We start from the raw sequence: 25369 nt of genomic DNA, 5'->3' as shown, positions 1-25369 counted from the left end.
CGATTTATGAGTGATACAAGAGTCATAGTTGCATTAGATTTTGATAACAGGGCCAAAGCATTAAATTTAGTTAGCCAACTTGATAGTAATTTATGCAAATTAAAGATCGGTAAAGAAATGTTTACCTATTTTGGTCCTGAGTTTGTAAAGGAATTAGTTAACAGGGGGTTTGATGTTTTTCTAGATCTTAAATTCCATGACATTCCAAACACTGTCGGCAAAGCATGTTTGGCAGCGGCCGACTTGGGAGTATGGATGTTAAATGTGCATGCTTCCGGTGGTCCTAAAATGATGGAAAACGCCAAAACTCAACTAGCTACACTAGGGGCGGACCAACCTAAACTGATAGCAGTGACAGTGCTCACCAGTATGGAACAGAGTCAACTTAATGCAATTGGAATAAAAGATTCTCCTGAGCAACAGGTTTTAAGACTGGCTAAGTTGACAAAAAATTGTGGGTTAGATGGGGTAGTGTGTTCCGCACAAGAAGCCCCGATTCTGAGAAGCTCCTTAGATAAAGATTTTCTATTGGTTACTCCCGGTATTCGACCTTTAGGGTCTGATAAAGGTGACCAACAGCGAGTGATGACACCTCCTGAAGCAATATTAGCAGGGGTTAATTACATGGTTATTGGCCGACCAATTACTCAGGCTGCCGATCCTCTAAGAGCGTTATTGGATATTAATCTATCAGTTGCTTAGAGTAATTAAATTAGAAACAATAAAAAAGCTGCTTTAAAAGCAGCTTTTTTGTGTGTGACGTGTAATAGTCAATATTACATTTCTAGTGCTGCACGTGCGTCCATATATTCTAGATTTAACTCTTTACCTAAGGCGTCAACCACTGCTTTATATGTCACTTTGCCTTTATGGACATTCAATCCATTTAACAAGTGAACATCATCAAGCATTGCTTGTTTTGGTCCTTTATTGGCTAATGCCAAACCGAAAGGTAGTGTTGCATTATTCAATGCCATAGTTGATGTTCTTGCTACGCCACCGGGCATATTAGCAACGCAGTAATGGACAACACCATCAACGATGTAGACAGGATCTTGATGAGTTGTAGCTTTTGAGGTTGCAAAACAGCCACCTTGATCTATTGCCACATCAACCACAACTGAACCCTCTTTCATGTTAGCAATATGTTCTTTGCTAAGTAGTTTAGGTGCTGCCGCTCCTGGAATTAATACTGCTCCAACGACCAAATCGGCTTTTGACGAATAGTAATCTATTGCATCTATGGTTGAATAGACGGTTTTCACTTGGTTAGCAAAAATATCGTCTAATTCGCGTAAACGAGTTAATGAACGATCTAAAATTGTGACATCAGCACCAAGGCCAATTGCCATTTTGGCAGCATTAGTGCCCACAACACCACCACCAATTACTAGTACTTTACCTGGAGCTACGCCTGGAACACCACCAAGTAGTGTGCCGCTACCACCTTGTGCTTTTTCAAGATAATGAGCGCCTGCTTGTACAGACATTCTGCCAGCAACTTCACTCATCGGAGCCAAAAGAGGTAAACCGTTTCTATTGTCTGTAACCGTTTCATAGGCGATACAGGTTGCGCTAGATGCAACTAATAGCTCAGTTTGCGTTGGGTCAGGTGCTAGATGCAAGTAAGTATAAAGGGTCTGGCCTTCACGAAGCATTTTACATTCGTTAGGTTGTGGCTCTTTTACTTTCACAATCATTTCTGCACGGGCAAATATTTCTTCTGCTGTGTCAATAATTACCGCACCAGCAGCAATATATTGATCATTATCAAACCCTATTGAAGCGCCAGCATTGTTTTCTATCAGTACTTCGTGGCCATGTGTGACAAACTCTTTTGTCGCAGCAGGTGTTAACCCAACACGGTACTCATGATTTTTAATTTCCTTAGGAACTCCAATTAGCATTTTTAACCCAACCTTTTGAATTGCAAGAATAGGCACGCAGTATATGCGACATTAAAAAAACTTTTGTTCTGTTTTTATGCGTTATGCAGTATATTATACTGATAAATTAATGATCTGCGGTTTTAAATAATGCTGGTAAAAACCCCAAAACACCTCGACAGAATCGATCGTAACATCCTGATTGAATTACAAAAAAATGGAAAAATTTCAAATGTCGATTTGGCTAAATCCGTTGGATTAAGCGCCAGCCCCTGTCTAGAAAGGGTTAAGCGTTTAGAACAACAAGGGTATATCACAGGTTATTACGCACAACTTGATCCACAAAAGTTAGGCGCTGCAATGTTAGTTTTTGTGGAAATTACGTTAAGCAAAACCAGTGTGGATATTTTCGAAGAATTTTCTACGGCGGTGAGAAAACATGATGATATTCAAGAATGCCATCTAGTTTCTGGCAACTTTGATTTTTTACTTAAAGCTAGAGTCGCGGATATGTCTAGTTATCGAAAATTACTAGGGGATACATTATTGCGTTTACCTGGTGTCAGCGAATCACGAACTTATGTGGTTATGGAAGAAGTTAAGCATACTGCTCAAATTAAAATCAATCTGAAGTAAATAGCACTCAATGGGAGAGCATTAACTAGGATTTTGGCACTGTCACTGGTAAGGTATGGGTAGAAAAATAATACCTAGAATTGAATTATAGTTTTATGGCGCGTCTATCTGGAATACAACGAATAATGGAAGTGGGCATGATTTTATCATGTGCCTTCGCATTTTTTATTCTGCTTGCTTTAGCATCTTTTAATAGTGCTGACCCGAGTTGGTCTCAGGCTGGATTTCAAGGAAATATCCATAATTGGGTAGGGCCTATAGGTGCTTGGTTTGCCGATGTGCTATTTTTTAGTTTTGGCCGCTTCGCGTATATTTTGCCGTTTATAATAGCCTTTACTGGCTGGTTTTTATTTCAGCAAGTTAAACGCATTGAACAAATTGATTATTTAACGATTGGCTTACGTATTATTGGCTCAATATTATTTTTAGTGGGTATTTCAGGTATTTTGAGTATCAACTTTGATGATATTTTCCATTTTTCTGCCGGTGGTATGATTGGAGACGTAATCAGTAGTTCGTTAATTCCTTACTTTAGTTTAGTTGGTACTACATTACTGTTACTGTGCTTTTTGTTGACGGGGATAACCTTGGTCACTGGCATTTCCTTAGTGACGGTCGTCGATAAGTTAGGTGAAATTACTATTTTGTCGGGATTGTTTTTATATCGCACTCCAAAACTAATTCAACAAAGTCCTATTGCAAGGTTAACTTTTAAATCAGCTAGCAATGAAACAAGTGATAATGACGTAGAGATCACTACATTTAAGGCCGCTGAACGAGCCACTCCCATAGAGCCAACGATTACTATTCCTGAAGAAATATTTGAACAACCTAAACCTGAGCCTAAACCCAGTATTTTGTCGGTGTCTGAGCTTAAAAAGAAAATAACCGGTAAAAAAGAAAAACAAAACACCGAGCAACCAGAACCGTTTAAGGCAGAGCCCACGGCTGATATTCAAGCTGAAACTATACCTAAACAAACACAAAACACCACGGCACCTCATTTAAATGGCAATGCAAAACCAGTAGGGGAGGTCGATGATTCTTTAGGCCCGTTACCTTCATTTGACTTGTTAGAACGTGCTGACAAAGTTAAAAACCCCATTACCCAAGAAGAATTGGATATAGTTTCCCGCCTAGTGGAAGAAAAATTATTAGATTTTAATATTGAAGCTAAAGTAGTGGGGGTTTTTCCAGGTCCGGTTATTACGCGCTTTGAGTTAGACCTTGCACCTGGCGTGAAAGTAAGTCGAATTACCGCATTATCTAAAGATTTAGCTCGTGCTATGTCGGCAATGTCCGTTCGGGTGGTTGAAGTTATCCCCGGCAAATCAGTTATTGGATTAGAGTTGCCGAACAAAAATAGAGACATGGTACGTTTAAGTGAGGTTATCGCATGCCAAGCTTTCCAAGGCAACGATTCGCCACTGACTATGGTGTTAGGTGCCGATATATCGGGTAAACCTGTGATTGTGGACTTAGCTAAAATGCCACATTTATTAGTTGCAGGTACCACAGGGTCCGGTAAGTCGGTAGGGGTCAACGTGATGATCCTCAGTTTGTTGTACAAATCATCTCCAGAAGATGTGCGTATGATAATGATTGATCCTAAGATGCTAGAGCTCTCGGTCTATGAAGGCATCCCGCATTTGTTGTCTGAAGTGGTAACTGACATGAAAGAAGCGGCGAATGCATTAAGATGGTGTGTAGGCGAGATGGAACGTCGTTATCGATTGATGTCAGCTTTAGGAGTTAGAAATCTTAAAGGCTACAACGCGAAAATTAAACAAGCTATCGAAGACGGACAACCTATCAAAGATCCACTGTGGCGATTCGAAGAAAGTATGGAAACCGTTGCCCCCGATTTAGAAAAATTGCCAGCCATTGTCGTTGTCGTTGATGAATTTGCCGACATGATGATGATTGTTGGGAAAAAAGTGGAAGAACTGATTGCTCGAATCGCGCAAAAGGCGAGGGCAGCAGGAATTCACTTAGTGCTTGCCACACAGCGTCCTTCAGTGGATGTTATTACTGGACTAATTAAAGCCAATATTCCCACCCGTATTGCCTTTCAGGTGTCGTCGAAAATTGATTCTCGTACCATCTTAGATCAACAAGGAGCAGAGTCGTTGTTGGGAATGGGTGATATGTTGTATTTACCTCCTGGCACAGGCGTACCCACACGGGTGCACGGAGCCTTTGTTGATGATCACGAAGTACATGCCGTGGTTGCAGATTGGAAGAAACGGGGCGAACCTAATTATATTGATGAAATACTCAATGGTGAAAGCAGTGCAGAAGTTTTGCTGCCTGGAGAGCAACCAGAGGGAGCCGATCAGGAATTTGATGCGTTTTACGATGAAGCCGTGGCGTTTATTACTGAATCTAGACGGGCATCTGTTTCCAGTGTGCAGCGAAAATTCAGAATTGGTTACAATCGCGCAGCAAGATTAGTTGAACAAATGGAACAAAGTGGCGTCGTAAGTGCTGCGGGTCACAATGGTACTCGTGAAGTTTTAGCACCACCGCCACCAAAGGATTAATCAAAATGAGAAGTAAATTAATCAAGTCATACTGCGTATTTGTTGGAATTTTGATGCTTTCGAGTATCAGCGTCGCTCATGGGAACCAAGGCGATAGTCCAGATGCCAGTGAAAATTTAAAACAGAAATTACTATCGTTAAAAACCTTTACTGCTGCATTCGAACAAAAAGTTACTGATGGACAGGGGGAACTAGTGCAAGAATCCTCCGGTCAAATGACATTGAAACAACCCAACTTAATGATTTGGCAGGTGAATTCTCCTGATGAAAACCTGATGGTCGCTGATGGCACAACACTATGGTATTCAGACCCTTTTGTTGAACAAGTAACAGCGATTAACCAAGCCGATTCTGTGTCCAACAACCCCATCGTATTATTGACCAATCCAAGCAATGAGCAGTGGTCAGAATTTACTATTACTTACGCTGATAATGATGTGTACAGTATTATTGCAATATCGCCAGAATCGCAAATTAGCGAATTAAAATTAAAATTTGAAAATAATCAGCTGAGTCAGTTGAGTTTTATCGATCGCCAACAACAAACCAGCCAGTTAACTTTCTCAGATGTAAAACAGAATATTAATATCGGTGATGAACAATTCGTTTTTACCATTCCCGATGGTTTTGATTTGGACGATCAACGCTAAAAATGGAATTGGATTTTAACGATACTCCCTCATTTGAACCTTTAGCGGCCAAAATGCGGCCCAAAACGGTTGACCAATACGTTGGTCAACAACACATTATCGGTCCGAATAAACCGTTACGAAAATCATTAGAGAACGGCAATTGTCATTCAATGATTCTGTGGGGGCCACCAGGTACCGGTAAGACAACGTTAGCCGAGATTATTGCTAGCCATTGTGACGCTCACATTGAACGCATTTCTGCGGTTACCTCAGGGGTCAAAGACATCCGCAGTGCAATTGAAGTCGCCAAGCAGCATGCCGCGGTAAAAAGCAAACGTACCATATTGTTTGTAGACGAGGTCCATCGTTTCAACAAAGCTCAGCAGGATGCGTTTTTGCCTTTTATTGAAGACGGTACTGTGACATTTATTGGTGCGACCACAGAAAACCCTTCTTTTGAACTAAATAATGCGTTGTTGTCTCGTGCCCGAGTCTATGTTCTACAAGCATTAAGTCATCAAGACCTACAACAGGTTATAGAACAGGCTTTGAAAGACAAAGTGAATGGTTTAGGCAATCAAACGATTCAAATTGATGCAGTTGCTCAAAAACGCTTAATAGAATTGGCTGGCGGCGACGCTCGTCGATTGCTCAATTATTTAGAACTAAGCGTGGATTTTGCGCAAGAGGGCATTGTTGATATTGAAACCGTCGCTCAAGCTGTGGGAGAAAAAGTCTCACAATTTGATAAAGGAGGAGATCTATTTTATGACATGTTGTCTGCGTTTCATAAATCCGTTCGAGGATCTTCTGCTGATGGTGCTTTGTATTGGTACGCCAGAATATTAACCGCCGGTGGCGACGCATTAGCAGTAGCAAGGCGACTTTTAGCGATATCCACTGAAGATATTGGCAATGCCGATCCCAGGGCCATGCAGGTTTGCCTAAATGCATGGGATATTTACCATAGGGTGGGTGCAGCGGAAGGCGAAAGAGCCATTGCGCAAGCCACTATTTATTGTGCTTGTGCTGCAAAAAGTAACGCCGTTTACACCGCATTCAAAGCGGCCATGGCTGATGTAAAAGACAAGCCTGATTATCCAGTACCGGCACATTTACGGAATGCTCCTACTAAGATAATGGCTGATTTGGGGTACGGCAAAGATTATCGTTATGCCCACAATGAACCCCACGCATATGCTGCCGGTGAAAATTATTTTCCTGAAGAAATGCCGGATACTGAGTATTATCAACCAGTTGAACGTGGACTTGAGACAAAAATTAAGGCTAAATTACGTTTCCTAAAAGATTTAGATGGTAAACAGTAAAAGGGCAATTAATGACGCACAGTATCGCTATTTATAGTTATATCGCTGCAGGTGGGGCAGTTGGTGCGTGCATGCGCTTTTTTCTTTCACAAATGATGCTGCAATGGTTTGGTAAAGGCTTTCCTTTTGGTACACTGCTGGTCAATGTGGTTGGTTCGTTTTTTCTTGGTTTGGTGTACGCGTTAATTGAACACGGCCAAATAGAAATAGTGTTATGGCGAACTGCAATTGGTATCGGTTTACTCGGTGCTTTTACTACCTTCTCAACGTTCTCTGTGGATACTTTGTTGCTTATGCAGCAAGGGCTTTGGTTGAAAGGGATCTTAAATATCTTTTTAAATATAACCTGTTGCTTGATGGCAGCATGGTTAGGAACGCAATTGGTTAAAGGTTAAGAATTAACAAATGTTAGATCCAAAATACTTACGTAACGATATAAACGCAACCGCCGAAAAATTAAAAAGTCGTGGTTTCACCCTTGATGTAGAAGCATTTAATGCATTGGAAGAACGTCGAAAAGCGTTGCAAATGCATACCCAAGAATTGCAAAACGAGCGTAACGTTCGTTCCAAATCTATTGGTAAAGCGAAAGCATCTGGTCAAGATATCGCTCCGCTGTTAGCTGAAGTGGGAAAATTAGGCGACGATCTTGATGCAGCAAAATCTGAGTTAGCTGAATTGCTAGAAGAAATTGCCGCTTGGTCTCAAGGGATTCCAAACCTGCCTGATGAATCCGTTCCTGTCGGAAGCAATGAAGACCAAAATGTGGAAGTCAGTCGTTGGGGAACACCACGAGAGTTCGATTTTGAGGTGAATGATCACGTAGATGTGGCGGAAAAACTGGCTAAAGGCTTAGACTTTGAAACTGGGGTGAAACTTTCTGGTTCGCGTTTTGTTGTGATGCGTGGACAAATAGCTCGCTTAAACCGAGCGTTAACTCAGTTTATGTTAGATTTGCACACTACTGAGCATGGTTATACTGAAATGTACGTACCATACTTAGTTAACGAAGCAAGTATGTTCGGCACCGGACAATTTCCTAAGTTTAAAGAAGATGCATTTCATACTATGCCGGCCACTGAAGAGGGGCAGGGCTTGTCCCTAATTCCTACCGCAGAGGTGCCTTTAACGAACACCGCTCGCGATGAAATCTTCAGTGCCAATGAATTACCTATAAAGTTAACAGCGCATACTCCGTGTTTTCGAAGTGAAGCGGGTTCATATGGTAGAGATACCAAAGGGTTAATTCGAAATCATCAATTCGATAAAGTTGAAATGGTGCAGTTAGTCAAGGCGGAAGATTCATTTGATGCGTTGGAAGAGTTGACAGGTCACGCTGAGAAAGTGCTGCAATTGCTAGAGTTGCCTTATCGTAAAATGTTGCTGTGTACTGGCGATATGGGATTCGGTTCTTGTAAAACCTATGATTTAGAAGTGTGGTTACCAGCACAGAATACCTATCGTGAAATTTCTTCGTGTTCTAATATGTTGGATTTCCAAGCGCGTAGAATGCAGGCCAGATATCGTAATCCTGAAACTAATAAGCCAGAGTTATTGCATACCCTAAATGGTTCTGGTTTAGCCGTAGGACGAACGCTGGTAGCGATTCTAGAGAATTATCAGCAGCAAGATGGCTCAGTGACCATTCCTAAAGTGTTAATTCCTTATATGAATGGCGTTGAAGTAATCACCGTTAGCTAATAGTTCAGAATGCAGTATGATTCATGCTGCATTCTCTTTTTAGCCAATTTGATTACAAACACTTTGCTGGTTTTGGCAGCCCAGCAATCTTGGTAGCTTGTTTAGCGGGACCTTTAGGAAATAAACGCTGTAAGTAGCGACTATTGCCTTTTTCAGGACCATATTCGTTGGCCATGGCTTTTACTAATGCGCGAATGGCAGGGCTGGTGTTAAATTCCAAATAAAAGTTCCGCACAAATGTCACTACTTGCCAGCGATTTTCGTCTAATTCGATATTCTCTTTAGCTGCAATGACTTCGGCTAATTCAGGCTCCCAATCATCTACAGATAATAGGTACCCCATTTTATCAGTGGCAATTTTTTTATTGTTAAACTCGATGTAATGTTCCATTTATTCTACTACCAAGATATTAAGTTATCGTAATCAAGTGTTAAGGCGACAAAACTATTATAGTCAATCATGAGAATTGGAAATTCGTTACACTGGATACCTCTAGCTATGCAGTCAGGTTCAAGGGCATGCAGATTTTTTGTGCGCTGCGATAGTTGCTCACAGATAGGAGCTGAATTTAATGCATAGACTGCGTCTTGCATCAATAATATGCCGTCATTAGCATCGATACGTGACAGCGCATTTTCTAGATTAGTATTGGAAAATGGACTTACTGAAAATTTATGTAGGATCATGACAAAGTAATTATGTTATCGGATTTTTGAAGCTGGGCATTTAACTCTGAAGGCGTTAATAGCTGACAACTTACATTTAACTGAGCTTTATCAAGCCCCCGTTTTTCTAAACTTTCTTTACACACAAAAATATTTTCAACATCATAAAACTCAAAAGCACCGAAGCTTTTTGCAAAATGCTTATGCTCTAACTCTCCTGGATTTTGATTTGTAAGTAACTGAAACACGCCATCATCAATAAAGAATACGCTGACGAATTGGCCAAAACTTGCTGATGCTAAAACTAAATCCACCGACTCTTGTCCAGCATTGTTGTTCATTGGTCCGGTTTGATTAATGATTGCCAGAGACTTCAAAATTGAATACTCCTGTCACTTTCATTCAGCATGCTAACTAGCTCGCCAATACCCACGGATTGAAAAGGAGGATTAAGATTGAATAGAGCAGGTGTGTCATTTTGTAGCGCGTCTTGTTCACTTAAAATTCCCCGTCGATTGGCTGCTGTTACACACACTTGCAAAGGAATAGCGTGTTTATCTGCTAATTCACACCATTTAGGGTAAATTGCTAATTCATCAGAAAGCATTGTTTGAAATGAATTGGCAAGCTCTACACCTGATTGGTAAAAGAAAACGCCAGAGATACTATGTCCATCTTCGATCGCGGCTTGAACAAAACGATAGGCACTGTAGCAGTCCTGAGATTCAAGTGGGGAAGAAGTAACTATTATGCAGAAGCTAGCCAAATAAATGATCCCATATTAACGGTGACATTAGTTGCCACATAAAAAAACACCCCAGCAAAGCTGAGGTGTTTTAGCATATCAAAAAATATTAATCGTCGCCGCCAAAAGCACCTAGTAAGTGCAAAATTGACGTGAATAAGTTATAGATGTTTAAGTACATTGAAACAGTCGCGCGAATGTAATTCGTTTCACCACCATTAACAATTCTACTTGTATCAAATAAAATTAGTCCAGACATGATGAACACAATGGCTGCGCTAATGGCTAAACTTAGTACTGGTATACCTAAGAAAAGGTTAGCAAGACTCGCTACTACAGCAACGATTAAACCTACCATCAAAAAACCACCCATAAAGGAAAAATCTTTCTTGGTAGTTAATACATAAGCTGATAAACCAAAAAATACTAACGCAGTAGTACCTAAAGCTTGCATTATTAGTGCTGGGCCACCAGGGAATGCTAAATAATAGTTAAGCATTGGCCCTAAAGAGCCACCTAATAAACCAGTAAAAGCAAAAACAAACAAAATTCCACTTGAGCTGTTTTCAACTTTATTTAAGAAAAATATCATTACCAAAGCTGCCAGACTCATAATCATTGCTGCGCCTTGGCCAAGCCCCATGGCCATTGCTGCGCCTGCACAAACTGCACTAAACGCTAATGTCATTGCTAACAACATGTAAGTATTGCGGAGAACCTTATTGGTTTCCAATACTGACGGGCGAGAACCAACCCTGTCTACATGAGCATAACGATCTTGATCCATAAAAAACCTCCAATAGGCATATAAAAGTGAGTGACTTAGCAAATTGCTATAGTATTGTTTAATTAGTCTATTTGTATGGTGTTTGGTTCACTTTTTCAAGTATTATCGTATCAACTCTTTGTAACAAGCCATATATTGTCGAAATAGCGAACAAATCGGACAAAGAAAGAGCGTTTGAATAAAAATTTGCGTTATCCTCTTTACAAGCTGCAAAAAGGTCATTAATATTCGCCCCACTTCGGAAGCGCAGAACAATTTAGCTCTAAAGCAAATAGTTCAATTCGCTAAAGAAGTACAAAATTCGGATAGCTGGCAGAGCTCGGTTTAATGCACCTGACTTGAAATCAGACGTACGGTCAAACGTACCGGGGGTTCGAATCCCTCGCTATCCGCCACATTAAAAAACCCGCACTTGTTGCGGGTTTTTGCTTTTTTGTCCTCGCAGAAATGAAATGCGGGGCTAAAGCCTGCGCTTACAACACAGCGTAGCATGGCCTTTAGGCCATGGGTGTTAAATTGGCAATCGCGGGGCTAAAGCCACCGCCTGCAACACACCGTAGCATGGCCTTTAGGCCATGGATGTTAAATTGCTACTCGCGGGGCTAAAGCCAGCGCCTACAACGAACCGTAGCATGGCCTTTAGGCCATGGATGTTAAATTGGCAATCGCGGGGCTAAAGCCACCGCCTACAACACACCGTAGCATGGCCTTTAGGCCATGGGTGTTAAATTGGCAATCGCGGGGCTAAAGCCTGCGCCTACAACGAGCCGTAGCATGGCCTTTAGGCCATGGGTGTTAAATTGGTAATCGCGGGGCTAAAGCCACCGCCTACAGCGAGCAAAAACATATCTCCTACTTATTTTCGTTTTTAAGTTTCAAATTAACCCTATACAGGTTATTTTTAATCCCGCTATAATTGCTCTTTATATGTTTCCTCAAAGGGATTTTAGGATTTAGCTAGAAGTTTGTAATTAATATTTGTCGAACTATGTATCTAAGAAGACAAATATTAATTACAAAGTCTGATGAATATAGTGCTGTAGATTGATTTTGGGGTAAGCTTTGATAAAACTACTTTTAGTAGATGACCACGAATTGGTGAGAACCGGTATCCGTCGCATTCTTGAAGATGTTGCTGATTTTAAAGTTGTTGGTGAAGTCAATAATGGTGAGGAAGCGATTAAGTTTTGCCGCAACTCTCCACCTGATATTGTGCTTATGGACATGAATATGCCAGGTATTGGCGGGTTAGAAGCAACGAAGCAAATTATTCATTATGCCCAAGATTCAAAAGTAATAGTGGTTTCTGTGCATACCGAAAACCCGATTCCTGCAAGAGTGATGCAATTAGGCGCATACGGCTACATCACTAAAGGTACTGAACCGCAGGAAATGGTCATTGCTATCCGTAAAGTTTCTTCTGGTCAACGTTATATCGCGCCTGAAATTGCCCAGCAAATTGCCATAGGTCAATTAAACCTTAATGATACTAACCCTTTTGATCAGTTATCTCGTAGGGAACTGGAGATTACTATTATGCTTACCAAAGGGAGCCGAGTGCCAGATATTGCAAACAAATTAAATATTAGTGCCAAAACGGTTAATACTTACCGCTATCGAATGTTTGAAAAATTGAAAGTTGGGTCAGATGTGGAATTAACCCATTTAGCCCTGCGTCATAATTTAATCGATAGTAATCAACTATAAAAAATTGGCATGATGGATAAAGCAGTTCCTTTTGATCACAAAGGCTTTCTAAAAAATCTCACTTCAAAACCCGGTGTCTACCGGATGTATAATGATAAAAACGACGTTATTTATGTTGGTAAAGCGAAAAATTTAAAAAAGCGTGTATCGAGTTATTTTAGAACCAACGTCGACAGTATCAAAACACAGTCGTTGGTCAGGCAAATTGCAGACATGGATGTGACTGTTGTACACAGTGAAACGGAAGCATTCATTCTTGAAAATAACTTCATCAAGAAATATAAACCTCGATACAACGTTGTTTTACGTGATGATAAGTCTTACCCCTTTATTTTCCTCTCCGAACATAGACATCCTCGTTTAGCATTGCATCGCGGATCAAAAAAGTTAAAAGGCTCTTATTTTGGACCATACCCAAGTGCTTGGGCAGTCCGAGAAAGTCTTAGGACTATGCAAAAGCTTTTTCCGATTAGGCAGTGTGAAGACAGCTATTATCGAGCGAGAAGCCGTCCTTGTTTGCAGTATCAATTAAAACGTTGTGCAGGTCCTTGTGTGGAAGGTTTGGTGACGGACGAGGAGTACACTGAACAAATTAATCTTGCGACTATGTTTTTGAAAGGCAAAAATCAGCAAGTTATTGAAAGTCTGGTGAATAAAATGGAGCAAGCCAGTAAAGAGTTGCGTTTTGAATCTGCCGGCCGCTATCGCGATCAAATTAGTGCCTTGAATAAAGTTCAAGAGCAACAGTGGGTGAGTGGCAACGAACAAGAGATGGATGTGTTAGGTTTTGTTTATCGTAACGGAATAGCCAGTATTCAAGGCTTATTTATCCGTGACAATAAGTTGTTAGGTAGTAAAAGCTTTTTTCCAAAAGTACCTAGCCAAACGACAGAAATGGAAATCTTACAATCTTTCGTTTTACAGTTCTATTTAGCTGGCAACAAAACCATCCCCAAACAAATTGTTATGCCAATGGGGTTAGAAGATGAAGACGCGATTACAAAACTGTTAAGTGCTGAAGCTGGATACAAGGTTAAATTTTACAAAGGTGCCAGAGACGAGAAAAAACGTTATTTACAACTGGCCATCACCAACGCTGAGAACGCATTAGAAGCTAAACAGAATCAACAAAAATCTATGTTTGCTCGTTATTTGGAGTTGGAAAAGGTATTGGAGTTCGAGCAACCGATTCAACGAATGGAATGTTTCGATATCAGCCATACATCTGGCCAGCAAACTGTTGCCTCTTGTGTAGTGTTTAATCGTGACGGACCATTTAAAACAGATTATCGTCGCTATAATATTGAAGGTATCACCCCTGGGGATGACTACGCTGCTATGGCGCAGGCATTGAGCCGACGCTATAAACAACCTACTGACGAATCTAAAATTCCAGATATCGTTTTTATTGATGGTGGTAAAGGCCAATTAGCCCAAGCAGAAGCGCATTTTGAAAATTGGAAAGCCCCTAAAAAACCATTGTTAATTGGTGTGGCTAAAGGAACGAGTCGAAAACCTGGGTTAGAGACGCTTATTCTTGCTGGGAATCATGATACTATACCCTTGTCCGCCGATTCCCCAGCACTACATTTGATTCAACATATTCGAGATGAATCCCATCGTTTTGCTATCACCGGTCACCGACAACAGCGTCAAAAAGCTAAGCGCACCTCCGTATTAGAGTCAGTTCCCGGAGTGGGTGCTAAGCGGCGACAAAGTTTATTAAAGTACATGGGGGGAATCCACGGCGTCTTGCAAGCTAGCCGAGACGAAATATCCCGAGTGCCTGGAATTAGTGAAGAGCTTGCTGATATTATTTATGAGCATCTGCATTCTTAACCAAGACTCAAATACTGGAAAATTAAGCAAAGGTTAGATAGAAGTATGTGGACAATTCCAAATATTATTACCATGTTAAGAGTCGTACTCATCCCTGTATTTGTGGTGGTGTACTATCTCGATTGGGAGTGGGCCAGACAAGCTGGAGCATTTATATTCTGGTTTGCAGCGTTAACTGATTGGTTTGATGGTTACTTAGCACGGAAATTAAAGCAGTCTTCTGCATTTGGGGCATTTTTAGACCCAGTGGCAGATAAACTGATTGTAGCTGCCGCATTGTTAATGATTACCCATAGTTATAATACTGTGTGGATCACTATTCCTGCGATTTTGTTAATGTCGAGGGAAGTGTATATTTCAGCGCTGCGCGAATGGATGGGGCAACATGGTAAAAGTGACATCGTTGCGGTTTCATTTATTGGTAAAGCAAAAACCATGGCGCAAATGCTTGCGTTGATCGGTTTATTGTCTGAAATGGATTATTTCATGGGATTCCCCATCTATTGGGTGAAACTGGGTTACGTATTATTATATATTTCTGCGGTGTTGTCGGCTTGGTCGATGGTTTCTTATACAGTCGCAGCTTGGAAAAGCTTAACCAGTAATGAGCAATCTAGTATAAAATAAACACGGTTTGCTCGAAATTGATGCGTTTAAGTCATTTTTCGTGCAAACAGTACAAAATCATCATTTTTGTTGTTGACAGTTATCTCTTTGAATGTAAAATGCACGCCATCATTTAGCGAGAGCCAAATGTAATTAACTGAAAAGATTTAAAAGCAGTTAAATGCGGGAATAGCTCAGTTGGTAGAGCACGACCTTGCCAAGGTCGGGGTCGCGAGTTCGAGTCTCGTTTCCCGCTCCAAATTGGCGGAATGGCAGAATGGCTATGCAGCGGATTGCAAATCCGTGGATCTCGGTTCGACTCCGGGTTCCGCCTCCATAACGCCTCCTCATTTAGTATGAGGCTTGGAAAACCCTCTCACAGGTTATGTGAGTTCATCCGATGCCCGGGTGGTGAAATTGGTAGACACAAGGGATTTAAAATCCCTCGATCGTAAGATCGTGCCGGTTCAAGTCCGGCCCCGGGCACCATTCTCTTTTTAGAGAATTCAGCAATACTTCTTCATTTATTTCATACTTCAATTTGCGCGGACTTTAACAGTCGCTGTGTGTATTAAAATTTCCAGTTCAACAGTTAGCCATATCAGTTGGTTTTGTCGGTGGTGGCTTTAGCCCCGCGATTGTTAATTGATTAGATCAGGGATGTGTTTTACTCTGCTTTCTTTTATTTCAGACGTAACGATAACTGAATAACCTGTTATCTGTTCGACCTCATTTATGGAGTAGGATTACGATGCACTTTGTGCACTATTGGAAAAATATTTTACGGGATACAGGTAAGCTGTGGTTGGATGAAAACGCCTTCAGTTATGCTGGGGCTCTAGCTTTTTACACACTGTTTTCGTTAGCGCCTATTGTCATTATTGCAGTCACTGTGATTGGCCTAGTTTTAGGGGAAGACGCCGCTCAAGGGCAAATAGTCGCTCAGTTTGCTGACATCATGGGCAAAGAGGCCGCTGCTGTAGTTGAACGTGCGGTAAGCCAATCTCGAATAGAAGCTTCAGGAATATTACCAACTTTACTTGGGGTTGGAGCATTGATGTTAGGTGCAACCACGGTATTTGGTCAAATGCAGTATTCTCTAAATTCAATATGGGGGGTAACCGCGAGTCCTGATCGCAACGGTTTGTTTTTGCTAGCCAAAAAACGATTATTTTCATTAATGGTGGTGCTATCAATCGGTTTTGTATTGCTTGTGTCTTTGCTACTTGGTGTAGCTTTGCGAGCCGTGCTTAATTACACCGCTGAGTTTCTACCATTCGTTGAAATGTTACTCGGAAGCGCTGAGTTTATCGTTTCATTGGCGATGATCGCACTGTTGTTTGCGACTATTTTTAAAGTACTGCCAGATGTCAAACTCAGTTGGAAAGATGTTATGGCGGGTGCTCTGGTCACCGCGATATTGTTTTCATTAGGCCGTTATGGGATTGCAGCTTATCTGGCTTATACCGCAACCGCGTCTGCCTATGGTGCGGCTGGTTCAGTGGTGATAATTTTACTTTGGGTTTATTATTCGTCGCTAATCTTGCTATTCGGGGCTGCATTTACCCGTGTTCATTTGGAGGCTAGAGGCAAATCTATAGTGCCGCGTAATACTGCAGTACGAATCGATAAACGAATAATGTCGTAGGTTTTCTGTTTCGTGTAAGCGCAGGATAAGAGGGCACAGACAGTCGGATTAGGCGGTACAAACAGAACGCCTAAAAATCATATGTACAATGAAACCTTCAAATGGTGTTTTCACAGCGGTTCCCAAGACGGATAAAACCATCTTTTTAGATCTTAAGATGTAATGAGTTGTATAAGTTTAATGCACACAATGTGTGCATTAAACTATTGATAGCTGTTTATCTGAGCCTTATTATATGCTTTACTTAATCGATTTAGTTTGAATTAAGCATGCAAATGACTAACTTAAGCGTAGGCAAATTAGGTTATCTGAAGTTTTGCGCTTAATTGAATTGAATCTTGGATGCTAAATAACTTGTGCAGCTATGATTGGCGTGAACCTTGCTCGCTAACTTTATATTAAGCTAAGTACAGATATGGCCCTAAGTAGTAAAACAAGTAGTTAAAGACGTAACTCATTTTTGAAATCACGGTGGTAATTTATCGATCGTACTAAAAGCATAATGTGATTAACTTTTTCAAGATGCACATTTTCAGCATCTCTTTTCCACAGTGATAGGAACGACTATGCAAGACATTAACTTAAGAATTAGCCTAGATAAATATTATCAGCAAATTAAGGCGGTCATAATTGACAAACAGCACCCTATATCGGGGTTATTGCCGGCTAGTACTGCGATAACAAATCATGGTAATTATCAAGATGCGTGGGTAAGGGATAATGTTTACAGTATTTTAGCGGTTTGGGGACTAGCGTTAGCATATCGCCAATTGGATGATGATGGAGGGCGTGGATTTGAGCTTCAACAGCGCACGGTAAAATTAATGCGTGGTTTGTTACGGTCAATGATGAGTCAGTCAGCTAAAGTCGAAGCCTTCAAAAAAAGCCGTAGTCCAGATGATTCCCTGCATGCAAAATATGATACCGCGACCGGCGACAATGTAGTGGCAGACCATGAATGGGGACATTTGCAAATTGATGCGACCTCTGTATTTTTGCTGACACTAACGCAAATGATCGCATCTGGATTAGAGTTAATTTGGAGCGATGAAGAAGTTGATTTCATTCAGAACTTGGTGTTCTACATTGAACGGGCTTATCGCACACCAGATTTTGGTATTTGGGAGCGTGGGGCTAAATCTAACAGCGGACATGTTGAGCTCAACGCAAGTTCGTTAGGCATGGCCAAAGCCGCGTTGGAAGCATTATCAGGATTTAATTTATTTGGCGCTAAGGGCTCACAAAATTCTGTTATTCACGTTGTACCGGATAATATCGCTCAAGCCAATATTACGCTAAGTGCTATGTTACCAAGGGAGTCCATTACCAAAGAAATAGATGCAGCTTTGTTGAGTGTTGTCGGCTTTCCGGCGTTTGCGGTTCCAAATCAAACGCTTTCGGATAAGGTACGGAACGATATCATTGGTAAACTTGAAGGTAGATATGGGTTAAAACGTTTCCTACGTGACGGCCACCAAACCGTATTAGAAGATGAAGGTCGTCTTCACTATGAAGAACAAGAGCTAAAACAATTTGAAAACATTGAGTCAGAGTGGCCTTTGTTTTATGCCTATTTGTATTTAGACGCCATTTTTAGAGATGACAGAGAGCAAGTGGAGCATTATCGAAATCGTTTAGACTCGGTGATGGTTGAGCAAGAAGGTCATCTACTGCTTCCCGAATTGTATTATGTACCTTTAGAATCCATTGATAAAGAGCGAGAAACTCCACATTCGCAAGATCGTTTGCCAAACGAGAACGTGCCTCTTGTTTGGGCTCAGAGTTTATTCTTATTAGGCGCGATGTTGGAAGATGGACTGTTGCGTCCGGGTGACTTAGATCCGATCGGACGTCGACATGTTAAACCTGTCAAACAACCAGTTGTTCAACTAGTATTTTTGGCTGAAGACGAAGCACTGCAATCTGAATTGGCAGGCAGTGGACTAATGACGGAAACGATCAGCGATATTTCACCGGTTAAGGTTTGTCGACCAGAAGACATTGCAACTATGTATTCGCAAGTCGGTGCGAATCAGTCGTTAGGATTAACTGGGCGCTCTTTTAGGATCCCCAAAAGTTTAACCACAAGCCGAGTGTATGTATTAGGCAAATCACGTTTTGTTTGCTTAACCCCATCTTTTATTCAACAAGCGTTCTTTTTAAGCTATGACATCGATTTTATGGTTCGACGCTTCAAAAGTGAGTTGAGTTATTTGCATCGAAATTGGACGGAAACAGGCAGACCTACCGTGACCGTTATGTTAACTCGTCAAATGTTAGATGCTGACAGAACTTCCTTTTTCGAACTGATAAAAAAGATTGATTCCGGTTACGTAGACGGTATTCCTGTGAAAATGGGCAAAATGGCGCAACTCACTCCTACAGCGGCAATTGAGCGTTTTGATGATTTGAATGGCTATGCGTTACCAAATGAAATATCCATTAGTGTTACGCCATTTAGAACTACATTAATCTCTAGCGGCTCCAATGCACCTTTAACACAAAGTGAAGAAGTTGAAATCTCCTTTATCACTGATACGCAATTGCTAGCAGATAGATTGGCCGCCTCAGATAATTTATTTGAACAAGTCGAAATTTTATCGGTATTGGTAAAACTTCAAGGGTTGGATTCAACCATTACCTACAGTGATACCTGTTATCGATTAACAGACGCGCTTGAAGAGGTTTATAGTGAAGCAGGGCGCTTACGGCTTTGGTCTGTATTGCGCCATGCAGCAGGCTTATTAGAAAAAGTAGATGGTGATCTTGGCTTAGTGGTAAGCGCAATCCTGGTTGCCCAGAAAAACATTCAAGTTGGGCGTTCTTATACCGACGAATCGCTTATATCTAGGCCTTTAACTGATGACGAGTTATTAGCAAAAATTCATCATTATTGCCGTGATGATGTGCGCGACCAAATTTTAACCCAAGAAGTGTTGTTATGCCTTGGATTGTTAATTAAAGCACGTCCCGAATTATTCAGAGAATTAATGACGATCCGTGTCAGTCACCTAATTATATTGCTTACCAGCCAAATTGCGCGTTCACAGAAGTTAGCTACCGATGAAGCGTACGAAAGTTTGATGGCCATGGCACCGTCAGTCATTCAGGAACGCTTGGAAGCGGTATTAGAAGATTATCAATCGCTCTCTGATTTACCGCAAAAAATGGAAAAATTGCATGCTAAAGGTATTTCCGAAAAACTAAACTGGCAGCAAAACTTAGGGCTTGAACAACTTTCTACGCCCAAAGATGGCTGGTTAGTGTGGCGACAACATCAGGGGATTATTGACCGTCGTTCTGCATCTTTCAATCAACAGATTTGGCAAATTTTACACCATACGCCAGGGCTAGTGATTGGTAATAAGATGGACCGCAGGAATCGCATTGATAGCGGTATTGTATTGAGTGATATGACTCCTGGAGAAACAGCCTTTGCGCTGATAACAGAACACCTGTTGAATAATATTCATGCCGCAGAATATCGCCAATTAACCATTGAATCATTAAATGCAATGGCAAGCTTTTTTGAACAAAATTCAAGTTTGAAAATCGATGAGCCGATTATTGTTGATGCTACTATCGGTCACGCTGTCAAACTAGCTTATATCGACAAATATCCCGATAGAGTAGATAGTTATACCGATTATAAGAGTCAGGCATGGGATTATTTTTACACTCTATCACCACAAAAAACCACAGCATTTATTGTGTCTGCTCTGAGTATGTTATTAACGGTTCGCTCTAGTGCGAATGAACAGTTTGAACCACAACAGGATGACAAAAAGAAGGTCAATTCTGAAGCAGACGAATAAAATACGTTTAACAATGACTAAGTTTAAATAAAAACGTATAGCGCAAATTAAAGCTGAGATTACGAATAGATTATTGGTGTTTTTCACGGTAATCTATTCGTTCAGAAAATGATTTAACGGAGTAAAGTTATGTTTAGTCACATTATGTTAGGTGCAAATAGCATAGAAGAGTCGAAAGCGTTTTATGATGCTACTTTCGCTGAGTTAGGTTGCAAACCTGGTGTCATTGACCCTAAAGGTCGCTGTTTTTATATAACTGATACTGGTATTTTCGCAATTACTAAACCAATTAATGGTGAGCCTGCAAGTCATGGTAATGGTACCACTATAGGATTTACAGTAGAGAGTCCAGAGCAAGGAAATGCGTGGCACGCAGCTGGCTTAGCTAATGGTGGAACGGATTGTGAAGATCCTCCTGGGATCCGTCAAGCACCTTCTGGTGACATGTATTTAGCCTATTTACGTGATCCTGCAGGAAATAAACTCTGTGCCTTAAAACGTATGGGTTAATTGCTCGCATATGTATCTATGTCTGTTGCTTATGGCAGACATAGACAACCCTCTCTACTAATCATTCGTTTTTCTATCTTCTCTTATCCCACTTCTATTTAACGATTTAAATTAGCTGGAATTTATACTGATAACGATGGCGGGATGAATAATCATCCTAGTACAGATGTAGATAAAGCATTGGGTACCATTTTATTATTAAGCGGGTTAAGCATGACGAGATTTGGACGTCGTCACTAATTCAATAGACAAAATCAAAAAGACCAAGTTCTCACTTGCTCCTTTTGATCCTTGGTTTGGCATTTATAAATAATGACTCAGTTAAATCATGCTGACCGTGTTAGATTAATTTTAACTGAGTGAGATCAGAGAGTTTATGGCTTGTTATTAGGGTTTTGGCATTCTCAATATCAGGTGAAAAATATCTATCTTTATCGTAAAAAGGTACTTTTGAACGGAGTAAACGCTTAACTTTTTCGAGTTGAGTACTGGATGTCAAAGGCGCTCTAAAGTCCACGCCTTGGCTTGCTGCAAGCCACTCAATGGCTAATATTCCCGCCACATTATCATAGATATCTCTCAATCGACGGGCAGCAAAAGTAGCCATGGATACATGATCTTCTTGATTTGCAGAGGTTGGCAGTGAATCTATAGACGCCGGATGAGCATAGGTTTTATTTTCGCTAGCTAGCGCTGCACAGGTGACTTGGGCGATCATAAAGCCGGAATTGACCCCGCCATTTTCAACTAAAAATGGGGGTAAACCGCTAAGATTATTGTCGATCAGTAATGCCATTCTGCGTTCTGCCAAAGATCCTATTTCACACAATGCAATGGCTAACATATCAGCGGTCATAGCAACCGTTTCAGCATGAAAATTGCCGCCAGATAAAATATCTCCGCTATCTGCAAACACCAGTGGGTTGTCTGATACGCCATTCGCTTCAACAAGCAGGGTTTGCGCGGCAAATCGTATTTGCGCTAAACAGGCACCCATTACTTGAGGCTGACAGCGCAAAGAGTAGGGGTCTTGTACTTTGTTACAGCCTTGGTGGGAATTGCCTATAGTGGAAGATGCCAATAGTTGTCTATAAGCCGCTGCGATATCCGTTTGCGCTTGATGTCCACGGACAACATGAATACGTTCGTCAAAAGGCACTCTCGAGCCCAACGCGGCTTCCACGCTTAAACTGCCGATTGCAATGGCACTGTTTAATGCGTTTTCGGCATAAAACAAACCTTGCAGGGCAAAAGCGGTTGACGCTTGTGTTCCGTTTAACAGCGCAAGCCCTTCTTTTGGTGCCAATGCAATCTTCGATAACTTGGCGATTTTTAATGCCTTTTTAGCTGGGTATTTTTGACCTTGAAAAAAGGCTTCACCTTCACCAAGCAGCACTGCACTCATATGTGCTAATGGTGCTAAATCGCCAGACGCTCCAACTGATCCTTTTTCTGGAATGGCTGGATAAACTTGCGCATTAAATAGAGTGATAAGGGCATTAATGACACTTAATCGAATACCTGAAAATCCCCTTGCTAATGAGTTAATTTTTAGAAACATCATTAACCGAACGGTATTATCAGGCATGAAGTTACCTGTACCAGCAGCGTGGGATAAGACAATACTGCGTTGTAATGCCTCTAATTCATGTTGCGGAATTTTGGTGTTTGCAAGTAAGCCGAATCCAGTATTAATACCGTAAACTGTTTTGCCTTTTTCGATGGTATTTAACACTGTTTCTTCAGCGGCATTAATGCCTTCAATGGCAGACTCATGTAACTCCAATGGAACATGCTTGCGATGAATCTTAGCTAATTGTTCAAGACTAACCTGACCTGGTTTTAAGATGATTTTAGCCATGGTTAGCCTCTTCTATCATAGGCAAATCTAAGCCTTTTTGTTTTGCACATTGAATTGCAATATCATAACCGGCATCAGCATGGCGCATGACTCCTGTGGCTGGATCATTATGCAATACTCTTGCTATGCGCTCATCTGCCTCGGATGTTCCGTCACAGACTATGACTACCCCAGAATGCTGGCTAAATCCCATACCAACGCCGCCGCCATGATGCAAACTTACCCAAGTCGCGCCACTAGCCGTGTTTAACATTGCATTCAATAGGGGCCAATCTGATACTGCGTCTGAACCGTCTAACATACTTTCTGTTTCACGGTTAGGGGATGCGACAGAACCAGAGTCCAAATGATCTCGGCCAATTACAATGGGAGCGGAAAGTGCACCTGAGCGAACCATTTGATTAAAAGCTAGACCAAGTTTTTGTCGTTGTCCTAAACCTACCCAACAAATTCTAGCGGGCAGACCTTGAAATTGAATTCGCTGTTTGGCCATATCTAACCAATTATGTAGGTGAGGATCATCACTGATCAGTTCTTTTACTTTGGTGTCAGTTTTATAAATATCCTCAGGATCACCAGAGAGTGCGACCCACCGAAATGGACCTATACCTTGGCAAAATAGTGGTCGAATATAAGCGGGCACAAAACCTGGGAAATCAAATGCATTATCAACTCCCGTTTCCAATGCCATTTGACGAATATTGTTACCATAATCTAGCGTTGCTGCTCCCTTAGCTTGTAAGCGTAACATTGCGTTGACTTGTACCGCCATTGACTTTTTAGCAGCTAGAACAACTCTATTTTCATCTTTTTTACGTATTTTAGCAGCTTGATCAAGTGTCCAGCCCTGTGGAAGGTAACCGTTTAGAGGATCATGGGCACTGGTTTGATCGGTGACTACATCGGGAATATTGTCTGATTCAGCAATTTCACTAAATACGTCAGCGGCATTTCCCAATAATCCTATTGAGATGGCTTCACCATTTTGTTTCGCTTGCTGAAGTAATGCTAAGCCATGATTCAAATTTTTGGCTTTTTTGTCTAGGTATCCGGTTTTTAAGCGGAAATCTATGCGGCTTTCATCAACGTCTACCGCTAACATTGAAAAGCCTGCCATAGTCGCCGCTAAAGGTTGAGCTCCACCCATTCCTCCTAAACCACCGGTTAAAATCCATTTGCCTGCTGCTTGTCCATTAAAGTGTGCCTTGGCGATACTTACAAATGTTTCATAGGTTCCTTGAACTATGCCTTGTGAACCTATGTAAATCCAAGAACCAGCAGTCATTTGCCCGTACATCATTAGACCTTGTTTATCTAACTCATTGAAATGTTCCCAAGTCGCCCAGTGAGGTACTAAATTTGAGTTGGCGATGAGTACTCTAGGGGCATTTTTATGGGTCGGAAACACGCCTACAGGTTTACCACTTTGCACCAATAGAGTTTCGTCATCGTTAAGCCGTTTTAGCACTTCTACGATTTTATCAAAACACGGCCAGTTTCGTGCTGCGCGACCAATGCCGCCATATACTACTAACTCATGAGGATGTTCTGCGACCTCAGGATCTAAGTTGTTCATTAACATCCGCATTGGTGCTTCAGTTAACCAACTTTTAGCGGTTATATTGCTGCCTGTTGGCGCTTTTACTATGCGTTTGGAGTAACGTTTGTTCATGCTTGAATGTCTCTCAATTAGAGGACTCTTGTTAAAGAGCCTGAAAGTCTAGGTGGCCACCCAATCGATATCGATTGCCTGGATGGTAAAGGCTGGCAAAACTCACTATGCCTTTAGCTGAAAAGGTACGACGTGAAATCAATAAACAAGGTTGTTCTATAGCAACAGATAGTGCCGCTGCAATGTCTGGTGTAGGTAATAAAGCTTCTATTACATGGTCTGCTTCGGTTAGTGGGGCAACCTGATTAAGATAGCGATTAGCCGTTGTATTGTTAAAATCCTGCTCGATGTAATCTTGTGCATAATGAGGATTTACTAAACGGTCTTCTAATTGAATAGGCGTATCGTTTTCTAGGTGAATTATTTTAGTATTGTAAACAATAGACCCGACAGCCATCCCTAACAAATTTGCTTGATGTGTATTGGCGAATATTTTTTGTTGGCATATCACCTGATTCGAATAACTATGACCCCGTTTTAAAACTTCGTCATCAATACTATTAATTTCTAACATTGAACTCATAGGTCGCTGATCATTCACAAAGGTTCCTAAACCTTGCGAACGTAATAAGATCCCTTCGTTAACTAAATCTGTCAGCGCTCTTCGTGCCGTCATCCGGCTAACACTAAATTGCTCAGCTAGTTTATTTTCAGAAGGAACCTTATCCCCATGCTGCATTGTGCCATTGGCTATTTGTACCAATAGATGGGATTTTATTTTGACAAAATGTGAGGCCATTAACTTGTTATTTAATTGTAAATAAAATGCATCTTACTTGTATATACA

The 25369-nt window shown here is 41.2% G+C and carries 22 protein-coding genes and 4 tRNA genes; 17 read left to right on the top strand and 9 right to left on the bottom strand.

The annotated features are described in order from the left end of the window. Positions 1–6 precede the first annotated feature (6 nt). The gene (pyrF, locus tag ABWV72_RS16250) at positions 7–702 is read left to right on the top strand and encodes an orotidine-5'-phosphate decarboxylase (RefSeq protein WP_216046688.1); all 696 of its coding nucleotides are present in this window, start codon (positions 7–9) and stop codon (positions 700–702) included. Positions 703–776: 74 nt separating this feature from the next. Here pyrF and ald read toward each other — a convergent pair whose 3' ends face one another. Beyond that, the gene (gene ald, locus ABWV72_RS16245) at positions 777–1907 is read right to left on the bottom strand and encodes an alanine dehydrogenase (protein ID WP_353371736.1); all 1131 of its coding nucleotides are present in this window, start codon (positions 1905–1907) and stop codon (positions 777–779) included. A 129-nt stretch (positions 1908–2036) separates the two neighbouring features. Here ald and lrp point away from each other — a divergent pair, with 129 nt between their 5' ends. The 6 genes from lrp to serS all read left to right on the top strand — a co-directional run bounded on the left by lrp (position 2037) and on the right by serS (position 8726). Further along, on the top strand, positions 2037–2522 hold the full coding sequence (gene lrp / locus ABWV72_RS16240) for a leucine-responsive transcriptional regulator Lrp (RefSeq protein ID WP_216046686.1): 486 nt from the start codon (positions 2037–2039) through the stop codon (positions 2520–2522). Positions 2523–2617: 95 nt separating this feature from the next. Beyond that, positions 2618–5065 (top strand): DNA translocase FtsK, encoded by a 2448-nt coding sequence (locus ABWV72_RS16235; RefSeq protein ID WP_353371733.1) that lies wholly within the window; start codon positions 2618–2620, stop codon positions 5063–5065. A 5-nt stretch (positions 5066–5070) separates the two neighbouring features. Continuing rightward, complete coding sequence (gene lolA, locus ABWV72_RS16230) at positions 5071–5715, top strand: outer membrane lipoprotein periplasmic chaperone LolA (RefSeq protein ID WP_252728704.1); 645 nt, start codon at positions 5071–5073, stop codon at positions 5713–5715. Between the two features lie 2 nt (positions 5716–5717). Then, positions 5718–7025 carry a replication-associated recombination protein A gene (locus tag ABWV72_RS16225; protein ID WP_216046684.1) on the top strand — a complete coding sequence of 436 codons (1308 nt, stop codon included), beginning with the start codon at positions 5718–5720 and terminating at the stop codon, positions 7023–7025. A gap of 11 nt (positions 7026–7036) precedes the next feature. After that, positions 7037–7420, top strand: a complete 384-nt coding sequence (crcB, locus tag ABWV72_RS16220; protein WP_216046683.1) for a fluoride efflux transporter CrcB — start codon at positions 7037–7039, stop codon at positions 7418–7420. 10 nt (positions 7421–7430) lie between these two features. Then, positions 7431–8726 carry a serine--tRNA ligase gene (gene serS, locus ABWV72_RS16215; protein WP_216046682.1) on the top strand — a complete coding sequence of 432 codons (1296 nt, stop codon included), beginning with the start codon at positions 7431–7433 and terminating at the stop codon, positions 8724–8726. Between the two features lie 52 nt (positions 8727–8778). Here serS and ABWV72_RS16210 read toward each other — a convergent pair whose 3' ends face one another. The 5 genes from ABWV72_RS16210 to ABWV72_RS16190 all read right to left on the bottom strand — a co-directional run bounded on the left by ABWV72_RS16210 (position 8779) and on the right by ABWV72_RS16190 (position 10924). Beyond that, entirely contained in the window at positions 8779–9117 is a 339-nt protein-coding gene (locus ABWV72_RS16210; RefSeq protein ID WP_216046681.1) for a TusE/DsrC/DsvC family sulfur relay protein, read from the bottom strand. Between the two features lie 8 nt (positions 9118–9125). Continuing rightward, the gene (tusB, locus tag ABWV72_RS16205) at positions 9126–9413 is read right to left on the bottom strand and encodes a sulfurtransferase complex subunit TusB (RefSeq protein ID WP_353371729.1); all 288 of its coding nucleotides are present in this window, start codon (positions 9411–9413) and stop codon (positions 9126–9128) included. Continuing rightward, the gene (gene tusC, locus ABWV72_RS16200) at positions 9410–9769 is read right to left on the bottom strand and encodes a sulfurtransferase complex subunit TusC (RefSeq protein WP_216046679.1); all 360 of its coding nucleotides are present in this window, start codon (positions 9767–9769) and stop codon (positions 9410–9412) included. Before tusC ends, tusB begins: the two co-directional genes overlap by 4 nt. Beyond that, positions 9766–10158, bottom strand: coding sequence for a sulfurtransferase complex subunit TusD (gene tusD / locus ABWV72_RS16195; RefSeq protein ID WP_342804405.1), 393 nt, complete (start codon positions 10156–10158; stop codon positions 9766–9768). The genes tusC and tusD overlap by 4 nt, the downstream gene beginning before the upstream one ends. A gap of 88 nt (positions 10159–10246) precedes the next feature. Beyond that, on the bottom strand, positions 10247–10924 hold the full coding sequence (locus tag ABWV72_RS16190) for a Bax inhibitor-1/YccA family protein (protein WP_342804404.1): 678 nt from the start codon (positions 10922–10924) through the stop codon (positions 10247–10249). A gap of 303 nt (positions 10925–11227) precedes the next feature. Here ABWV72_RS16190 and ABWV72_RS16185 point away from each other — a divergent pair. The 10 genes from ABWV72_RS16185 (at position 11228) to ABWV72_RS16140 (ending at position 21049) form a co-directional block, all read left to right on the top strand. Continuing rightward, positions 11228–11319: transfer RNA gene (locus ABWV72_RS16185), tRNA-Ser, on the top strand. 667 nt (positions 11320–11986) lie between these two features. Continuing rightward, a complete protein-coding gene (uvrY, locus tag ABWV72_RS16180) occupies positions 11987–12631 on the top strand; it encodes a UvrY/SirA/GacA family response regulator transcription factor (RefSeq protein WP_216046676.1) in 645 nt (214 codons plus the stop codon). A 12-nt stretch (positions 12632–12643) separates the two neighbouring features. Further along, positions 12644–14470: an excinuclease ABC subunit UvrC gene (gene uvrC / locus ABWV72_RS16175; RefSeq protein ID WP_353371779.1), complete on the top strand. Its 1827-nt coding sequence runs from the start codon at positions 12644–12646 to the stop codon at positions 14468–14470. Positions 14471–14515: 45 nt separating this feature from the next. Continuing rightward, positions 14516–15097, top strand: a complete 582-nt coding sequence (gene pgsA / locus ABWV72_RS16170; RefSeq protein WP_216046675.1) for a CDP-diacylglycerol--glycerol-3-phosphate 3-phosphatidyltransferase — start codon at positions 14516–14518, stop codon at positions 15095–15097. A gap of 162 nt (positions 15098–15259) precedes the next feature. After that, positions 15260–15335: transfer RNA gene (locus tag ABWV72_RS16165), tRNA-Gly, on the top strand. Between the two features lie 4 nt (positions 15336–15339). Beyond that, positions 15340–15413, top strand: a tRNA-Cys gene (locus tag ABWV72_RS16160). A 65-nt stretch (positions 15414–15478) separates the two neighbouring features. Next, positions 15479–15565: transfer RNA gene (locus tag ABWV72_RS16155), tRNA-Leu, on the top strand. Positions 15566–15827: 262 nt separating this feature from the next. Next, a complete protein-coding gene (locus ABWV72_RS16150; protein WP_216046674.1) occupies positions 15828–16724 on the top strand; it encodes a YihY/virulence factor BrkB family protein in 897 nt (298 codons plus the stop codon). A 566-nt stretch (positions 16725–17290) separates the two neighbouring features. Then, entirely contained in the window at positions 17291–20539 is a 3249-nt protein-coding gene (locus tag ABWV72_RS16145; RefSeq protein ID WP_342804402.1) for a glycoside hydrolase family 15 protein, read from the top strand. 129 nt (positions 20540–20668) lie between these two features. Then, positions 20669–21049, top strand: a complete 381-nt coding sequence (locus tag ABWV72_RS16140; RefSeq protein ID WP_353371724.1) for a VOC family protein — start codon at positions 20669–20671, stop codon at positions 21047–21049. A gap of 340 nt (positions 21050–21389) precedes the next feature. On the opposite strand, the gene hutH is transcribed toward ABWV72_RS16140, so the two are convergent. From hutH to hutC, 3 genes are read right to left on the bottom strand one after another with little or no spacing between them, the layout of a single operon-like run. Continuing rightward, on the bottom strand, positions 21390–22910 hold the full coding sequence (gene hutH, locus ABWV72_RS16135) for a histidine ammonia-lyase (RefSeq protein WP_353371722.1): 1521 nt from the start codon (positions 22908–22910) through the stop codon (positions 21390–21392). After that, a complete protein-coding gene (gene hutU / locus ABWV72_RS16130) occupies positions 22903–24582 on the bottom strand; it encodes a urocanate hydratase (RefSeq protein ID WP_353371720.1) in 1680 nt (559 codons plus the stop codon). Before hutU ends, hutH begins: the two co-directional genes overlap by 8 nt. A gap of 31 nt (positions 24583–24613) precedes the next feature. Further along, on the bottom strand, positions 24614–25321 hold the full coding sequence (hutC, locus tag ABWV72_RS16125; protein WP_353371718.1) for a histidine utilization transcriptional repressor HutC: 708 nt from the start codon (positions 25319–25321) through the stop codon (positions 24614–24616). Positions 25322–25369: the final 48 nt, after the last annotated feature.

Origin of the sequence: Aliiglaciecola sp. NS0011-25 (assembly GCF_040370605.1) — a bacterium.
In the GTDB taxonomy this organism is placed as follows: Bacteria; Pseudomonadota; Gammaproteobacteria; order Enterobacterales; family Alteromonadaceae; genus Aliiglaciecola; species Aliiglaciecola lipolytica_A.
This window is presented reverse-complemented; position numbering and strand designations above follow the sequence as displayed.

Bases quoted from the DNA above. Each gene is read 5' to 3' on its own strand.
- hutH (WP_353371722.1), bottom strand. From the start codon at position 22,910: ATGGCTAAAATCATCTTAAAACCAGGTCAGGTTAGTCTTGAACAATTA.
- ABWV72_RS16235 (WP_353371733.1), top strand. From the start codon at position 2,618: ATGGCGCGTCTATCTGGAATACAACGAATAATGGAAGTGGGCATGATT.
- lrp (WP_216046686.1), top strand. From the start codon at position 2,037: ATGCTGGTAAAAACCCCAAAACACCTCGACAGAATCGATCGTAACATC.
- ABWV72_RS16225 (WP_216046684.1), top strand. From the start codon at position 5,718: ATGGAATTGGATTTTAACGATACTCCCTCATTTGAACCTTTAGCGGCC.
- ABWV72_RS16150 (WP_216046674.1), top strand. From the start codon at position 15,828: ATGCACTTTGTGCACTATTGGAAAAATATTTTACGGGATACAGGTAAG.
- ABWV72_RS16190 (WP_342804404.1), bottom strand. From the start codon at position 10,924: ATGGATCAAGATCGTTATGCTCATGTAGACAGGGTTGGTTCTCGCCCG.
- uvrC (WP_353371779.1), top strand. From the start codon at position 12,644: ATGGATAAAGCAGTTCCTTTTGATCACAAAGGCTTTCTAAAAAATCTC.
- hutC (WP_353371718.1), bottom strand. From the start codon at position 25,321: ATGGCCTCACATTTTGTCAAAATAAAATCCCATCTATTGGTACAAATA.
- lolA (WP_252728704.1), top strand. From the start codon at position 5,071: ATGAGAAGTAAATTAATCAAGTCATACTGCGTATTTGTTGGAATTTTG.
- hutU (WP_353371720.1), bottom strand. From the start codon at position 24,582: ATGAACAAACGTTACTCCAAACGCATAGTAAAAGCGCCAACAGGCAGC.
- crcB (WP_216046683.1), top strand. From the start codon at position 7,037: ATGACGCACAGTATCGCTATTTATAGTTATATCGCTGCAGGTGGGGCA.
- ABWV72_RS16140 (WP_353371724.1), top strand. From the start codon at position 20,669: ATGTTTAGTCACATTATGTTAGGTGCAAATAGCATAGAAGAGTCGAAA.
- pyrF (WP_216046688.1), top strand. From the start codon at position 7: ATGAGTGATACAAGAGTCATAGTTGCATTAGATTTTGATAACAGGGCC.
- ABWV72_RS16210 (WP_216046681.1), bottom strand. From the start codon at position 9,117: ATGGAACATTACATCGAGTTTAACAATAAAAAAATTGCCACTGATAAA.
- pgsA (WP_216046675.1), top strand. From the start codon at position 14,516: ATGTGGACAATTCCAAATATTATTACCATGTTAAGAGTCGTACTCATC.
- serS (WP_216046682.1), top strand. From the start codon at position 7,431: ATGTTAGATCCAAAATACTTACGTAACGATATAAACGCAACCGCCGAA.
- tusB (WP_353371729.1), bottom strand. From the start codon at position 9,413: ATGATCCTACATAAATTTTCAGTAAGTCCATTTTCCAATACTAATCTA.
- ABWV72_RS16145 (WP_342804402.1), top strand. From the start codon at position 17,291: ATGCAAGACATTAACTTAAGAATTAGCCTAGATAAATATTATCAGCAA.
- ald (WP_353371736.1), bottom strand. From the start codon at position 1,907: ATGCTAATTGGAGTTCCTAAGGAAATTAAAAATCATGAGTACCGTGTT.